We start from the raw sequence: 14,688 nt of genomic DNA, 5'->3' as shown, positions 1-14,688 counted from the left end.
TAGAAGCGTTCAGATCTGAATGTAGTAGTTATTTACCTTTAAGTTTACGTGATATTTTAATTTTGGCTTTCGTTAAACGAGGTTTCACTTTCTCAACTAAATGATATAGCGGTTGATTTAATACATAATCAAATTCTCCAATTTTTTCACTTAAATATGTACCCCAAACTCGTTTAAATGCCCACAGCCCATAATGTTCTGAATCTTTATCAGGATCATTATCTGTACCACCAAAGTCATAGGTTGTTGCACCATGCTCTCGTGCATATTTCATCATTTCAAATTGCATGTGATGGTTTGGTAAGAAATCACGATAGTCATTCGATGAAGCACCATAGAGATAGTACGATTTGTTTCCTGCAAACATTAAGAGCGCACCTGACAAGTAAATACCTTCTGGCTCGCTTTTTTCAAGTTCTGTTAAATCAGATTTTAATTCATTTGTTTTTTTAATTTTATTTTCAATATCATTAAGTTTATTGAGTGTCTTTTTATCTTGCTTTTTTGATTGTAATTTCTCTTTCTCAGCTAATTGTGCTTCAAGGTCTTGATTAACCATATCTAATACTGGCTTGGGCTCTAATTTAACAAGGAAGAGTTCTGCATCACCGTCTTCATGAAGTGCATCATATATATTTTCAAAATAACTAATATCTCTAGTTAAAAAACCATCTCTCTCTCCAGTTATCTTCATTAAATTAGCAAAGACTTTAAGCCCCTCGCGATTTGATCGTTCTACTTTAGTTCCACGCTTAAGCGCAAGTCTTACTTTTGAACGATTTCGACGTTCGAAACTTTGAACTAATTTATCATCTGTTTTATCAATAGGCGTAATCATAGTCATTCTTGGTTGAATATAGTCTTTAGATAATCCTTCTTTAAAACCTTTATGTTTAAACCCAAGCTCACGTAAATTTTTAAGTGCTTCTGCACCTTTATCAACTTCGACATCGGGATCTATTTTGATAGCATACGACTTTTCATCTCTTGCTACTTCTTTAGCATAGCTAAGTAGAGCTTCTAACACTTCTTTATTATTATAATCAGCTACAAATCCCCTAGATACATAGCATAAAGTGTATGGGAGTTTAGGTAATTTTTTGAATAGTAGCTGGCCAACACCTTTAATTTGACCATTTTCACCGACAGCAATTCTTCTCGAATACCATCCTGTTAATTTTTTCGTATCTGCCCACTTAGATAATTGTAATAAATCACCATTGGGATGAGATTTCACAAATGCGTCATGTTGTTGATTAGTGATGTTCATCTTTTCCATGGTTTAAAATATCTCCTTTATTTTACAATAATTTTAATTATACATCTTAATGTGAACGATGTCGACGATGTCACTTTCAAACCGTTTTAGTTCTTTCAATACTATTACCCTTGATATAATGGTTACTAACAACTAGTAAAGAGGTTTTTATATGAGAAAGTTTATTTTGTTATTATTTATTATCCTAAATCTCGTAGCAATCATTATTACAATCAATCACCCACTAACAATTTCATATTTTAGTCTTCGTGTCATCTTCGTAGCATTTATATTTATTATATCCATATTTTTTATTTTTTTACGTACTACAAACTATGAATTGATTCTAAGTATTTTATCTACCGTTTTCGCTTTCATACACATCGGTTTAATTATTCACAGTGCATATCTATATTTATACTAATTAGGTGGCTCAAAACGATATTTAGCACCACGTATAAATATTGAGTATGGAGCTGTGGCATTGATATCGGTCATTATTAATGTATGAAAACCGGAATCTTTGCCGTCTTCTATTTTATAAATAACTTCATCAGTTTCTAATTTGAGATCAGTAGATGTAGCTGTTTCATTTACTATTTTCATGTTATACCATTCTTTCCAAAGACTTACTGTTGTTTCACGTTGAGTACTAGTAATAATCACCTCTTTAATTTCAAATTCTGACAAGTTGAAATTATGTATTTGTGATAGGTTTTGCTTTCTGCTGTTATCCCATTCTATAAAGAAAGGTGGTTTGACTCTATAGTCAGGGTTAGCAATATATAGCAATCTCCAACGTAATTGATGACCCTTCTTATTTTCTCTTTCCATGTCAATAGGACCAATTACATCAACGCCTCTATTTTCTAAAGTACTTTTAACTTGATCTATATCCTTTGTTCTAAAACAAATACCTTTAAAGCCTTGTTTAAAATGATCCTGCACTATTTTTGTAGCAAATGATACACGACCTTCTTCAGTTTTAGCTACATTGTTAAGTTTTGACTCATTTTCAACATCTAGCAATTCGATATAACTATTTTTAATCGGTGCTATTTGATTAAAGGTGCCCAAATGATGATGTCTTCCACCATTTTGCAATTCTAATATTTCTCCAGGAAACTTAAATGACTCTAATTGATGTAAATAGTGAATGATATGGTCTAATTTTAAGTTCAACTTTATCCCCTCCACATGTTATTGCTCATTTTAACAAAATCTAACTTTAATTACTTTAAATATTAAAAAGGAATCAAAGACCATTGCAAAATTCACATTTTAGTCATATAATTGTCTCTGTCTTTTAAATGGTTAGCTAGGCTAACTAATATAACAATGAGGTGTTAGATATTTTAACCAATGAATTTTTCAATAGTTTTATAGGTATATATAGACCCTATATTAAACTTACACAACCTATATTAGATCAGCATCAGATTCATACTGGCCAATGGCTTGTGCTAAGAGATATCGCCAATTATCAACCTACTACACTTGTAAAAATTTCTCATCGTCGTTCAATAGAAAAACCTACAACACGAAAGTTGATTAAAGTATTGTTAGACAATGGTTGGGTTATGACAAAAACAGGAGTTGATAAGAGAGAGAAATTATTAAGTTTAACTGACAAAGGTCAAAGCCTCTTTGAAACTATTAATAAAAAGGTCACTGTCATTCAACAAGATATTATAAAAAAAACTGGATTAACTGATGAGCAAGTATTTGATATTACAAATGCGATGTCTCAAATTCATGAAGCAATGATAAAGGAGGAGCAGTAATGAATCAGTCTACAATAACTAGAGACCCCATCTTTACGAAGAGTTTTAATATTAACTTTGCTATTAACTTTTTTGTTTATCTATGTATGTATTTATTAATTGTCGTTATCGCGAGCTATAGTAAATCAGAATACCATGCTTCTGATTCTGTTGCTGGACTCGTAGTCGGACTTTTTATAGTAGGATCATTAATAGGTCGATTTGTAACAGGTAAATACGTCAATCGATTTGGTCCAAAAAAAATTCTCATTTTTGGTTTAATATGTTTAGTAGTAACACAGCTACTTTATTTTATACCTGGTTCTGTTTGGTTCTTAATGATGGTGCGTTTACTGAACGGCTTAGCAACAGCGGTTGCCACAACTGCTACAGGAACAATAGCAGCATATATTACACCACCTACACGCAAAAGTGAAGGTATCAGTTTATTCTCATTAAGTTTGGTGTTGGGAACCGCTATTGGCCCATTTTTTGGTATGTTATTGATGAATTCCTTTTCTATCAATATTTTATTTACTATTTGTGTAATTTTAGGTGTCATAAGTGGTCTATTATCACTATTAATTAAAATTAATTTCACAACAGTTAAAGAAAACACAATTACACATAAACGGTTTAATTTGGCTCATTTTGTAGCCAAAGAAGCCATTCCGGTAGCATTCGTCATGTTATTAATCGGTGTTACTTACGCTGCTATTTTAACTTATTTACAGGCTTTTGCTGTTGAAAGAGATCTAGTTACATCAGCAAGTTACTTTTTCATTTTTTACGCTATTGCGTCCCTCATAACAAGACCTATTGCTGGAAGATTGATGGATGATAAAAACGAAAATGTAGTTGTTTATCCAGCATTTATCTTCTTAGTATTATCTTTTCTTCTACTGATGCTTAGTTTTAACGGATGGGTATTACTTATTGCAGGTATCGCATTAGGAATTGGTTATGGTAACTTGTCATCTTCTATGCAAGCTATTGCAATAAAAGTATCTCCATCAAATAAATATGGCTTAGCTACATCAACTTACTTTATTGGTTTAGATATAGGAATTGGATTTGGACCATCCTTCCTAGGTCTTTTCACACATATGATTTCTTATAGTCAATTATATGGAATCATGGGTATTTTAGGATTTGCAACTTTAGTCATCTATATTATTGTTCACGGACGTAAGGTTCACAACACTTCATATTAACTGCTAGAATTTTAAAAAACTTCTAAGTTAATATACCTAAATATGCCAAAGTGACTTTTATGTAAATTTTATTCCAACATCGCTATATCACTCATATTAGGATATAAATAATAACAAAAATAGCAGTTACCTCAATATTCATAAGGTAGCTGCTATTTTATAATTTATTTAGTCACTTTTAGATTTAAAATTTACTGTCCTTAATTTGCAATACTAATTGTTTCAATTTCTCCAGTCATTTTGTCCAATAATTTCTTTTGCTTTGCATCGAAGAAATAGTAAACTTGTCTTTCATCGGTTTCTGAGCGTAATTTAGAAATGAGTTCTTTCTTATAGATTTTACGAATAATCACATCAATTTTACTAGTATCCCATAACATCTCGAAATGTAATGTGTCTCGTAACTCTTTACCACTAATCTTAGTGTCTGCATAAACCTTGTAAAGAACTACAAATTCTTCAATAGAAATACGATATGTTGTTTTAAGCCAATGCTTTAATTGACTTAATTCTCTCTCTGATTCAATAAAACGTTGTACTTTGTTACTCATAATAATATGCCTCCTAAGTTGATTCTTGGATGTTGTGTTTGTGTGATAAAACTCAATTGCTTATTTTAATTATATTACAGGTTTTGCATTTAATCTATAACAAATATTAAAATTGCCTCTAAATATTGTTTTGAAATTAAACAATTTAAACAATCAGTTATATGTTGAAAGGCATTTAAAATATCTAAATAGGTTTTGTCGTAGCTATATTAACTAACTAAATGTATAAAATTATGGATTTAAAATGTTTAACATGAAGACTTAAGCATATGTTGTCTATAAATACTCAAAACTGTATTAATTGTTTCTTGCTCATTTAATATAATTTATTAGTATTATAAACTTTTGAAACTAAATTTAAATGCTTATAATATAATGTCCAAATCCCATAAGTAGTAAAATTCTAAACTACGCCTATCCACCTATATAATTCATATTAATTTTTTTCTTTCTATTATTCTCAATAGTTTGCATCGTACGCTTATCAGAGTACTGATCGTTTCTAATACTCCACAAGCGTTTAAATTGTGCTTTTAAATCATCATCTGTAGCTCCATTACGTATTAAGGCTTTTACATCAAACCCTTCTGAGGAGGCAAATAAACAACCATAAAATTTACCATCTGAAGACAATCGAGCACGCGTACATGTGGAACAAAATGATTCAGATACACTCGTAATTAGACCAAATTGTGCATCACTATCTTTATGTCGAAAATATTTAGCAACTTCCCCATAATATTTAGGCGCTACAGGACTTATCTCAAAATGTTGTTCTATCATATTAAGCATTTCTTCTTTAGTTACAACTTTATTGAAATTCCATCCATTATCGTTACCTACATCCATAAATTCAATAAAACGTACTTCAATATTTTTATTTTTAAAATAATCAATCATCGGAATAATTTGATTATCATTAACCCCTTTTTGAATAACCACGTTTACTTTAACTTCAAAACCTATTGATACTGCATAATCAATTTGTTCTAAAATTGTAGACGCTTTAATATTTCTATTGTTAATTTCTTGAAAAACGTTATCCTCAATCGCATCTAAACTTACATTAATACGTCGTAAACCAGCTTGATATAAATTTTTTCCATGTTTTTTTAATAACAAGCCATTAGTAGTCAATCCAATATCCTCTATACCATCTATGAGATTTAATTGCTCTATAAGTTTATAAAGATTGCGTCGTAAGAGAGGCTCTCCTCCTGTAATTCTTATCTTTTTAACTCCTAATTGAGCATAAATCTTTGAAATTCGTGTTAATTCTTCAAAAGTAAGCAATTCATCTTTAGGTAAGAAAGTGTAATCATCTCCAAAGATTTCCTTTGGCATACAATAATCACATCTGAAATTACATCGATCAGTGACCGATATTCTTAAATCCCGTATTGGACGACCTAATTTATCTTGTATTACCGCTTTCATTGTTGGACCTCCTTATTCATTTATCTGCTTTTTTAAAGAGTCCAAATCATGCTGAAAATTAATATTCTTATACCAATAATGAGGCGAATCAATTTCAGTAACGTCTAACCAATCTGTTGATAATTGTTTAAAGACATGCTTTAGACTTAAATGATTTGAATTTAAAGCTTTTTCAATAAAAGGAAACGTCGAAAGTGTATAAAAACCAATCGTCGGTATACATATTTGTCCTTCTTTAAATGCTACAATATCTAAACGTGATTCAATTAAGTTTGATACCATGAAATGATATAACCCATTCACTGCTTTACTTGTAATCATTGGTGTATCAACAGATACAATGAAAAACAATTCTTCATCCATGTATTGCTTCATCACTGAGTAAATTCCTGTTAACGGCCCTTTATTTTTATGATGTTCGTCATCAATAATCACATATTCATATTCAAACTGAGAAGCTAATTGTGAATTAGTGCTAATGATAATGCGATTAAACATATTTGTAGATTTTAACGTTTCTACAATTTTTTGATAAAAATATTGATTATCAATTTTAGCAAAAGCTTTAGCTTTACCAAATCGGCTAGATTCTCCACCTGCTAAAATAATTGCTTTCATCTTGATCAACCCCCACTGACCGGTGGAATGAGCGCAATTGTATCTCCTGGTTGGACCATATCATCCTGTCTGACGAATTCTTCATTAACGGCAATTTGAAATTTTTTAGATTTAAGTTCTCTATGGCGTTTTAATAAATATGACTCGAATTCTTGAACAGTTAATGTCGTATCTAAATGTATTGTTTCAGTAGATCGATTGAGCAACTCTTTTAACTCTGCAAAATATAAAATTTTCATCTTGCTTTCCCCTTTTTTGCTTCATTATATGTTCCCTTTTGATGGCCTTGCCATTCAGCACCATCATCCCAAATTTCCTTTTTCCAAATTGGAACAATTTCTTTTATGCGCTCTATGGCGTATTCATTTGCTTCATATGCCGCTTTTCTATGAGGTGAAGATACTGCAATTAAAACTGCTATATCTGATATTTGTAACGGCCCAATTCGATGTACAATTGTTGTTATTGTTCCAGGCCACTTTTCTTCAATTTCTTTTCCAATTTGAGCTAATTTTTTCTCAGCCATTGGTATATAAGCCTCATATTCTAAGTGTTGTGTTCGAATACCTTTAGTCCACTCTCTTACGTGACCAGTAAATACGACTACGGCACCTTGACGTTCGTTAATCGTAAAATCCCTATATTGTTCTGTTTCAATAGGTTGAGTCACGATTTCAAATTGCTTCATTTAATTCATTCCCTTATCCTTAATTAATTTGTTGAGTAAGTGCTCAAGTTGATTATTTGCTCGTGGATGATTGGTTTCTATTTTCCCTATGACGTGAGAAAGTCTTTGTAGAGTTCTTAATTCATCATTATTTTTATAAACGATAATTTTATCATAATTTTCTTCTTTAAAGCCCTCAACTAAAATGATACTACAATCAATTGTAACAGAATTTTCAATTATTTCGCTAAGCGATTGTTTCTTATTACGTGTCACTGTTTGCTGTAAATGATGCCCCTGAACAATACTTTGGTCTGCGCCCGCAGCAAAATGTTTCATGTGGTCAACATCAGATGACTGTAATTCAATTTCTTCACCAATATGCCCGTGATGTTTAATTGTTGCTACTGAATAATCTCGTTCTTTTAAAAATGATATCGCATGGTTCATCAATGTAGTTTTTCCTGAATTTTTCATACCTACAATTTGTAAAATCATAGTATCAATTCCTCTTCAAAACTATTAGATTCGGTCAAAATCACATCAACAATGTTACCTGCTTTAAATCCACGTGTACCACCAGGAAGCATAATCATAGCATTAGCGTGCGCAATAGCTACAACTGCACCTGATTTATTGAATCCAGATGGTATTACTGTCATTCCAGCTTTTGTTAATGTTGCCTTAGCACGAATCAATCGTGTAAATGGGTTTGCTTTATTAAAATCTTCCATAAGTGTAGCTTTGATTATTTGCGGATAACAAGCTTTAGCTCCCATGAGTTTATTTACAGCGGGTTTAACATATAATTCAAATCCTGTATAGCAGGCTGAAGGGTTTCCAGATAAGCCAAATAAATATTTACCATCTACAAATGCAACCGTAGTAACACTACCTGGTCTTTGAGCCACTTTGTTAAATAATATCTGCGCTTGGATGGACTTGTATATTTCTGGTAAGTAATCAAAATCTCCTACCGACACACCTCCAGTAGTAATTACTAAATCATGCTCTGATAAAGCTTTTCTTACGACCTCAATACTCTTTTCTAGATTATCATGCTGAACTTTATACATTCCAACTTGTATTCCAAATTGTTTAGCTAATGCTTTAATCATCGGTCCGTTTGAATTTCGTATCTTTCCTGGTTCAAGCTCATCTTCTACTTCAAGCAATTCACTACCTGTAGCAATTACTGCAACAGTTGGTTTTCGAGCCACTCGCACTTTAGTATAACCGTATGTTGCTAAGACTGCTATCACACCAGAGTTAATACGCATACCTTTATGCAGTACGATATCACCAGCTTTTATTTCTTCACCTTTTAGCGAAATATTTTCTAAATGTTTAAAAGATTTTCTAATTGTAAAAGTTGTTTCAGATTCAATAGTTTGTTCAAACATTACTACTGCATCAGCTCCAGAAGGAATTTGAGCACCAGTCATTATTCGTATTGCTTGGTTTTTATCAATTGTTTTTTCTGAAACTGAACCTGCACCGATATGATCTATTACTTCAAATTCAATACGGTTTTCGCCACTTGCACCTTGTGAATCTTCACTTCTAATTGCAAATCCATCATAAGGTGATTTATTAAACCTTGGTATATCATAGGTCGCAACAATATCTTCAGCAAGAATATGTCCTAAACTTTCATCTAAATTAACATTGATATTCTTCACTTCAACATGTTGTTTCATAATACGATTAATTGCTTCTTTAACTGATATTGGCGTTCTTTTCTCTACAGACATACACTCATCTCCAAAATATATTAATTTTCATGATATACTTACTCCTAATAGGAGGGAAAAAAATGACTCATTTCACACATATTAATAAACAAGGTAATGCTAAAATGGTTGATGTTTCTAATAAGAAAATTACAAAACGTGTAGCAGAAGCACACTCAAGTATAATAGTTAATGAAAAAATTTATAGACAAATTACTCAAAATACTAATAGTAAAGGAAATGTACTTAATACTGCGCAAATTGCTGGTATCATGGCAGCTAAAAACACTTCTACAATCATTCCTATGTGTCATCCATTACCACTTACAGGTATAGATATATCCTTCAAATGGGATTCAAATAATGATGATTCATATCGTTTAAATATTACAGCGGTCGTGTCTACAACAGGTAAAACTGGTGTTGAAATGGAAGCATTGACTGCTGCTTCAGTTACAGCACTTACAATCTACGATATGACAAAAGCTATAGACAAAGGCATGATAATTGGAGAAACGTACTTAGAATCTAAATCTGGTGGTAAATCTGGCGACTTCCACAGAAAAAATTTATAATTCTATTCATTATTTAAATTAAAGATTCGTACATTATAACTAAAATATTGCAATTACTTAATTCCTTATGTCTTTATTTAATTCAAACACTAAGTGACTCAATTCAGGTTTAATTAATTTTTCTATTGCAAGTTTAATTGCACCTGTTGAGCCAGGAAGTGCAAAAATCAAGGTATTATCACAGGTACCTGCAATAGCTCGAGTTAATAATGCTCTTGTACCAACATCTTCGGTATAACTTAAGTATCTAAATAATTCACCAAAACCTTCTAATTCTTTAGTTAATAATGGGCGAACAGCTTCTATTGTCACATCTCTTTGTGAGATACCTGTTCCTCCCGTTGTAATAATGACATCTAGTTGATTTGGTGAAGCTAACCAAAGCTTAAGTTGGTGTGTAATAGCTTCTATATCGTCTTTAACAATTCGATAATAATTAATATCAACATGATTTTCATGTTGATTTATCAAAGATTGAATCAGTTGACCACCTTTATCAGAATCATAATCTCTCGTATCCGATACAGTCAAAATTGCTACATGAATCGGTCTGTTTAAATGAATATTCTGATGTTGATGTTTGTGCATGTTTATCCACTCCCTCATATTTAACCAAATAGTTGATGCATTAATTGAATTGCTTTTTTAGGTTCTGTCGTTCCATGTATCAAAAATCTACCTCCAGAAAATGCAACAATTCGATATTCTCTAAACCTAAACATTGTCATATATAAATTAGTACGATGTTGAATATGATTTCGCTCGAGAAATGATAGTAATATTTCCTGAGAAATATCAGGATTTTTATATTGAACAGTGTCTCTTCCACATAAGGTCGCGTAATCTTGTTGATGTTGATTAAGGTGTGGATATGTTGGAGCATCACCACATGTTTTACAATCTTCATTTTGCATACGACTAAAACCAAATGTATAATGATCCCCTTCCCAAATATCTCCGTAAGTGAAGTGTGTCTTAACCTTATTACCAGTCAATAACTTTAATGCATCACTGAGTTGTAAACTGGTTGTCATTGTTACAGCTGGTTGAATAACTCCAACCGTATCACATGTTAAATTAATAGATGGTAATTGAGGCATTAAGCAATTAAAACACGGTGTTTGCCCAGGAATAAACGTTGCCTGAACATATGTACTTTGAACAACACCACCATATATCCAAGGAATCTGATGTTTATAAGCAAAGTCATTAATTAACTCACGCGTATCAAAATTATCAGTTGCATCTAATATAATATCGACATCTATTCCATGTTGCTCTAAGAAATTGTAATTGACATGCTCAATATAAGCATCTATCTCTACATCTTTACGTATCTCTTTTAAAACTTTCTGTGCAGCGATTACTTTTGGTAGAACATCTTCTGCATCACGCTCTATAAAGAGTGTTTGTCGTTGTAAGTTGCTAAATTCAATGTAGTCTCTATCAACAATAGTTAACTTATTTATTCCTGCTCTCACTAATCCCTCAGCTAAGTGTGTTCCTAACGCCCCCATACCTACTATAAGTACATGTTTTTTCTCAAGTTGACTTTGACCTTTTAAACCAATTTGCTTAAACAACACTTGTCTCGAGTATCTTTCTTGCATCAAATCCCTAAACCTCTCTTTATATTTTGGATATACGAATAATTGTTAAAATTAACAGTTAAATAGCACTTCTTGCTATATTTTTATTCAATCTTCAATTGTTATAATCTTATGTGCCATTTGTTGCGCTTCATAATTTGAATGCGTTACAAATATAATGGGAATTTTCCATGCTTCGAATATTTTTAAAATTAATTTGATACCTTCTTTTTTTGTCTTATCATCTAAACTTGAAAAAGGCTCATCAAGCAAAATTAAATCGGGTTTCGTACTTAGCGCCCTAGCTAAAGCGACGCGCTGAGCTTCACCTCCTGATAAGGTCACAGGATACTTTTCAAGTAAATGCTCTATTTTTAGAGTATGAATAAGTTTATTGATATGTTCAGAAGGCTTAGTCATAAACGTTATATTGTTATAAACATTCATATTAGGGAAAAGTTGATAATCTTGAAATAAATATCCTATACGACGTTGTTGAACCTTAACATTCAAATGATGTCGTGAATCAGTTAATACACGTTTACCAACCTTTATATATGAATAATTTATAGCTTTCAAACCGGCAATTATATTTAAAATTGTTGTCTTTCCAATTCCAGATGGTCCTTGTATCGCATATATCTTAGGGAGTTGATCATCTATGCTGATATTAATTTTCGTCTGATTAAGCACACCATTCAATTTAATTGTGAGCATTTAATCAACCTCCCTAAACGTATCACGATTAACTAGATTAATGGTCGCTATGACAGTTACCGCAAACGCAACTAATACAAGCACCCATAACCAAGCTTCATTTTCTTTCCCTTGCTCCACTAAAAAATAAATTTCTAAAGGCAATGTGTTTGTTTTGTCTGGAATATAACCAGCAACCATCAAAGTAGCACCAAATTCACCTATTGCTCTTGCAAAGCTCATCATAATACCTGCAAGAATAGAACGTTTAGATAATGGTAACACCAATTTAAAAAATATTTTTGTTTCACTTGCTCCCATGGTTCTTGCAGTATTTAACATCTTTGAATCTATACTTCGAAACCCATTCACTGTATGTTGATACATAAGGGGAAAACTAACAATGACAGATGCAATCACTGCACCTGTCAAAGTAAATACAACTGGTAAGTGTAAGATATTAGTAAAGAATTCTCCTACAGGACTTCTTGTAGAAAATATAATTAATAATATAAAACCAAGAACAGTAGGTGGTAACACAATTGGTAAAATGATAAAACTTTCTAATAGATTTACCCAATATCTATTTTTATTGTATAGCCATTTAGAAATCAATATGCCAAAAATAGTAACTATCATTGTACTAATTAAAGCAACACGAAAAGAAATCCAAAAGGACGTTAAATCAGGCATAGCTTAGAACCCCTTATACAGAAAATTGATATTCTTTAAGAATTTGTTTAGCTTTATTGGATTTTAAGAAGTTTATCCATTCTTTAGCTAATTTTTTATCTGAAGTTGCACCTGCTTTATAAGTAATTGGTTTACTTAATTTAATTTCTTCGATGACTTTAACTTTATTTGCTTTTTTCTTTTGTTGATATAAGTCTGTTTTATAAACGAATCCTTCCTGTGCGTTTCCTTTTTCCACATAATTTAATACTTGTTTTACGTCTTTAGCAAAAATAATTTTATCTTTAACATCACCATATAAATGTTGATCATCTAAATATTGTTTTGCATATTTACCTGCAGGCACTGTTTTTATTTGTCCTAGTGCGAGTTTGTCGTTTTGATTTAAATCTTTTACAGAGGTATAACTTTTATTTTTATCACCAATTAATACAAGCTGATTCTTTGCATAATTATAAGTATCATGTGCTTTGTTTTTTTTCTTCAACAGATCTATATCTTTAGTGTTAGCTGACATCATGACATCTGCCGGAGCACCCGCTTCTATTTGTTGTCTTAACGCACCTGATCCGCCATAGTTAAATTTAATCTCTACATTTGGATGGTCCTTTTTAAATTCATTTTCTAATGATTTACTGACTTCAGTCAAACTTGCTGCAGCAGAAACTTGAAGTTCTTGTTTATCACCTTTTGGGGATTGTTTTTCATTATGTTCTTTATTCAGACCTCTCTCATTGGTACAACCTGCTAATACTATACTTAATGTTAAAATAGTAATAAAAATATGTTTCATTTTCATGATAGCCTACCTCCATTTAACCTTTATTATACGCTTTAAATAATATTTGAAAAAGAAATAAAATGTGATAAATTATGTCATTATTTATACAACTAAATGTACTCGAATTGACTTTATAAAAATTTCTCAAAAGTCCTTTCCTAATAATAGGATATACAAAAGAGTGAGAAGTGAGTTACATTTAAGATAATAAGTAGTCATGATTAAAGGGGTAAAAAAATGAAAAAAGATGTGACGCAAAAACAAACTATAATCAAATTTGAGAATGGACACTTATATACAGCATCGGATTCATGTGTAACAGAGATGCCATTAACAATTAAAGTCAACGATATTGAGTTTGCAACTATTATTTGTAGTCCAAACCATTTAGAAGAATTGACTTTAGGTTTTCTTGCATCTGAAGGTATATTCTTAAAGAGGAATGACTTACAATCCATTCATATTGACGAAAGTAAAGGATTCGCTCATGTAAAACTAACTCAATCAGTAGGTCAACAATTCGAACATCCTACAAAACGTGTGCTTGCTTCCTGTTGTGGTAAAAGCAGAGCATTTTATTTTCAAAATGATGCTGCTATTGCCAAAACATCAATGACAAACATTCAACTTCAACCCAAACAAGTTATTAATTTGATGACGCAATTACAGGATGCAAGTATTATTTTCAAACAAACGGGTGGTCTTCATAATGCTGCCATCAGTGATGGAAAAGACTTTTTTGAACATCGCCACGATATCGGACGTCATAACGCTCTTGATAAATTATACGGTTATTGTATTCAACGACATATATCGGTGAGAGATAAGGTTTTGATTTTTAGTGGCCGTATTTCATCAGAAATTTTAATCAAAGCAGCTAAAATCGGCGTAGGAATTATATTATCTAAATCTGCCCCTACCTCACTTGCAATACAACTTGCAAGAGATTTAAACATTACCGCAATTGGGTTTATTCGAGAAAATCATTTTAATATCTATAGTCATCCAGAAAGAATCATAAATTAATTTTAAACTTAAATGAGTTTTAAGGTTAACACTTCATGTCTGATCACCTTTGAACATATAAAAAATAACCTAAGATAGATTTAATAA

General features: G+C 31.6%; 18 protein-coding genes. 4 read left to right on the top strand and 14 right to left on the bottom strand.

The genetic code is table 11. The features are described from left to right. Positions 1 to 28 precede the first annotated feature (28 nt). Positions 29 to 1,279, bottom strand: a complete 1,251-nt coding sequence (locus NST35_RS03160; protein ID WP_340747255.1) for a lipid II:glycine glycyltransferase FemX — start codon at positions 1,277 to 1,279, stop codon at positions 29 to 31. Between the two features lie 399 nt (positions 1,280 to 1,678). Further along, a complete protein-coding gene (locus NST35_RS03150) occupies positions 1,679 to 2,440 on the bottom strand; it encodes a VOC family protein (RefSeq protein WP_002457949.1) in 762 nt (253 codons plus the stop codon). A 161-nt stretch (positions 2,441 to 2,601) separates the two neighbouring features. Between NST35_RS03150 and NST35_RS03145 the strand changes: the two genes are divergently transcribed. Beyond that, the gene (locus NST35_RS03145) at positions 2,602 to 3,042 is read left to right on the top strand and encodes a MarR family winged helix-turn-helix transcriptional regulator (RefSeq protein ID WP_002447317.1); all 441 of its coding nucleotides are present in this window, start codon (positions 2,602 to 2,604) and stop codon (positions 3,040 to 3,042) included. After that, positions 3,042 to 4,235: an MFS transporter gene (locus NST35_RS03140; RefSeq protein WP_340747254.1), complete on the top strand. Its 1,194-nt coding sequence runs from the start codon at positions 3,042 to 3,044 to the stop codon at positions 4,233 to 4,235. The genes NST35_RS03145 and NST35_RS03140 overlap by 1 nt, the downstream gene beginning before the upstream one ends. A 200-nt stretch (positions 4,236 to 4,435) precedes the next feature. Here NST35_RS03140 and NST35_RS03135 read toward each other — a convergent pair whose 3' ends face one another. The 7 genes from NST35_RS03135 to NST35_RS03105 form a co-directional block, all read right to left on the bottom strand. Then, positions 4,436 to 4,786, bottom strand: a complete 351-nt coding sequence (locus NST35_RS03135) for a SarA family transcriptional regulator (RefSeq protein ID WP_001832414.1) — start codon at positions 4,784 to 4,786, stop codon at positions 4,436 to 4,438. A 414-nt stretch (positions 4,787 to 5,200) separates the two neighbouring features. Continuing rightward, positions 5,201 to 6,223 carry a GTP 3',8-cyclase MoaA gene (moaA, locus tag NST35_RS03130; RefSeq protein ID WP_002457951.1) on the bottom strand — a complete coding sequence of 341 codons (1,023 nt, stop codon included), beginning with the start codon at positions 6,221 to 6,223 and terminating at the stop codon, positions 5,201 to 5,203. Positions 6,224 to 6,235: 12 nt separating this feature from the next. Then, complete coding sequence (mobA, locus tag NST35_RS03125) at positions 6,236 to 6,841, bottom strand: molybdenum cofactor guanylyltransferase MobA (RefSeq protein ID WP_002457952.1); 606 nt, start codon at positions 6,839 to 6,841, stop codon at positions 6,236 to 6,238. Between the two features lie 5 nt (positions 6,842 to 6,846). Further along, a complete protein-coding gene (gene moaD / locus NST35_RS03120; RefSeq protein ID WP_002475369.1) occupies positions 6,847 to 7,080 on the bottom strand; it encodes a molybdopterin converting factor subunit 1 in 234 nt (77 codons plus the stop codon). Next, the gene (locus NST35_RS03115) at positions 7,077 to 7,529 is read right to left on the bottom strand and encodes a molybdenum cofactor biosynthesis protein MoaE (RefSeq protein WP_002500899.1); all 453 of its coding nucleotides are present in this window, start codon (positions 7,527 to 7,529) and stop codon (positions 7,077 to 7,079) included. The genes moaD and NST35_RS03115 overlap by 4 nt, the downstream gene beginning before the upstream one ends. Beyond that, positions 7,530 to 8,006, bottom strand: coding sequence for a molybdopterin-guanine dinucleotide biosynthesis protein B (gene mobB, locus NST35_RS03110; protein WP_032604483.1), 477 nt, complete (start codon positions 8,004 to 8,006; stop codon positions 7,530 to 7,532). Beyond that, the gene (locus NST35_RS03105) at positions 8,003 to 9,262 is read right to left on the bottom strand and encodes a molybdopterin molybdotransferase MoeA (RefSeq protein WP_002457954.1); all 1,260 of its coding nucleotides are present in this window, start codon (positions 9,260 to 9,262) and stop codon (positions 8,003 to 8,005) included. The genes mobB and NST35_RS03105 overlap by 4 nt, the downstream gene beginning before the upstream one ends. 62 nt (positions 9,263 to 9,324) lie before the next feature. On the opposite strand from NST35_RS03105, the gene moaC reads away from it, so the two are divergent. Then, a complete protein-coding gene (moaC, locus tag NST35_RS03100; RefSeq protein ID WP_002457955.1) occupies positions 9,325 to 9,816 on the top strand; it encodes a cyclic pyranopterin monophosphate synthase MoaC in 492 nt (163 codons plus the stop codon). A gap of 57 nt (positions 9,817 to 9,873) precedes the next feature. Here the strand turns inward: moaC and NST35_RS03095 are convergent, their stop codons facing one another. The 5 genes from NST35_RS03095 to modA all read right to left on the bottom strand — a co-directional run bounded on the left by NST35_RS03095 (position 9,874) and on the right by modA (position 13,593). Next, positions 9,874 to 10,404, bottom strand: coding sequence for a MogA/MoaB family molybdenum cofactor biosynthesis protein (locus tag NST35_RS03095; RefSeq protein WP_002447308.1), 531 nt, complete (start codon positions 10,402 to 10,404; stop codon positions 9,874 to 9,876). A 20-nt stretch (positions 10,405 to 10,424) separates the two neighbouring features. Further along, entirely contained in the window at positions 10,425 to 11,426 is a 1,002-nt protein-coding gene (locus tag NST35_RS03090; protein WP_002457956.1) for a ThiF family adenylyltransferase, read from the bottom strand. Positions 11,427 to 11,513: 87 nt separating this feature from the next. Beyond that, positions 11,514 to 12,122, bottom strand: coding sequence for an ATP-binding cassette domain-containing protein (locus NST35_RS03085; RefSeq protein WP_002457957.1), 609 nt, complete (start codon positions 12,120 to 12,122; stop codon positions 11,514 to 11,516). Next, positions 12,123 to 12,794 carry a molybdate ABC transporter permease subunit gene (modB, locus tag NST35_RS03080; protein WP_001832420.1) on the bottom strand — a complete coding sequence of 224 codons (672 nt, stop codon included), beginning with the start codon at positions 12,792 to 12,794 and terminating at the stop codon, positions 12,123 to 12,125. A 13-nt stretch (positions 12,795 to 12,807) separates the two neighbouring features. Further along, the gene (modA, locus tag NST35_RS03075) at positions 12,808 to 13,593 is read right to left on the bottom strand and encodes a molybdate ABC transporter substrate-binding protein (RefSeq protein WP_002500905.1); all 786 of its coding nucleotides are present in this window, start codon (positions 13,591 to 13,593) and stop codon (positions 12,808 to 12,810) included. A gap of 219 nt (positions 13,594 to 13,812) precedes the next feature. Here modA and fdhD point away from each other — a divergent pair, with 219 nt between their 5' ends. Then, on the top strand, positions 13,813 to 14,601 hold the full coding sequence (gene fdhD, locus NST35_RS03070) for a formate dehydrogenase accessory sulfurtransferase FdhD (RefSeq protein ID WP_002457959.1): 789 nt from the start codon (positions 13,813 to 13,815) through the stop codon (positions 14,599 to 14,601). Positions 14,602 to 14,688 lie beyond the last annotated feature (87 nt).

It is taken from the genome of Staphylococcus sp. FSL W8-0304 (genome assembly GCF_038006565.1).
Lineage (GTDB): Bacteria > Bacillota > Bacilli > Staphylococcales > Staphylococcaceae > Staphylococcus > Staphylococcus epidermidis.
Note: the sequence above shows the minus strand (reverse complement) of the source record. Positions and strands in the feature narration are given on the sequence as shown.

Excerpts from the sequence above, each read along its gene's own strand:
- NST35_RS03095 (WP_002447308.1), bottom strand. The coding sequence starts at position 10,404 with ATGCACAAACATCAACATCAGAATATTCATTTAAACAGACCGATTCAT.
- NST35_RS03085 (WP_002457957.1), bottom strand. The coding sequence starts at position 12,122 with ATGCTCACAATTAAATTGAATGGTGTGCTTAATCAGACGAAAATTAAT.
- NST35_RS03115 (WP_002500899.1), bottom strand. The coding sequence starts at position 7,529 with ATGAAGCAATTTGAAATCGTGACTCAACCTATTGAAACAGAACAATAT.
- moaD (WP_002475369.1), bottom strand. The coding sequence starts at position 7,080 with ATGAAAATTTTATATTTTGCAGAGTTAAAAGAGTTGCTCAATCGATCT.
- NST35_RS03105 (WP_002457954.1), bottom strand. The coding sequence starts at position 9,262 with ATGTCTGTAGAGAAAAGAACGCCAATATCAGTTAAAGAAGCAATTAAT.
- fdhD (WP_002457959.1), top strand. The coding sequence starts at position 13,813 with ATGAAAAAAGATGTGACGCAAAAACAAACTATAATCAAATTTGAGAAT.
- mobA (WP_002457952.1), bottom strand. The coding sequence starts at position 6,841 with ATGAAAGCAATTATTTTAGCAGGTGGAGAATCTAGCCGATTTGGTAAA.
- modB (WP_001832420.1), bottom strand. The coding sequence starts at position 12,794 with ATGCCTGATTTAACGTCCTTTTGGATTTCTTTTCGTGTTGCTTTAATT.
- modA (WP_002500905.1), bottom strand. The coding sequence starts at position 13,593 with ATGAAAATGAAACATATTTTTATTACTATTTTAACATTAAGTATAGTA.
- mobB (WP_032604483.1), bottom strand. The coding sequence starts at position 8,006 with ATGATTTTACAAATTGTAGGTATGAAAAATTCAGGAAAAACTACATTG.
- NST35_RS03140 (WP_340747254.1), top strand. The coding sequence starts at position 3,042 with ATGAATCAGTCTACAATAACTAGAGACCCCATCTTTACGAAGAGTTTT.
- NST35_RS03135 (WP_001832414.1), bottom strand. The coding sequence starts at position 4,786 with ATGAGTAACAAAGTACAACGTTTTATTGAATCAGAGAGAGAATTAAGT.
- moaC (WP_002457955.1), top strand. The coding sequence starts at position 9,325 with ATGACTCATTTCACACATATTAATAAACAAGGTAATGCTAAAATGGTT.
- moaA (WP_002457951.1), bottom strand. The coding sequence starts at position 6,223 with ATGAAAGCGGTAATACAAGATAAATTAGGTCGTCCAATACGGGATTTA.
- NST35_RS03090 (WP_002457956.1), bottom strand. The coding sequence starts at position 11,426 with ATGCAAGAAAGATACTCGAGACAAGTGTTGTTTAAGCAAATTGGTTTA.
- NST35_RS03160 (WP_340747255.1), bottom strand. The coding sequence starts at position 1,279 with ATGGAAAAGATGAACATCACTAATCAACAACATGACGCATTTGTGAAA.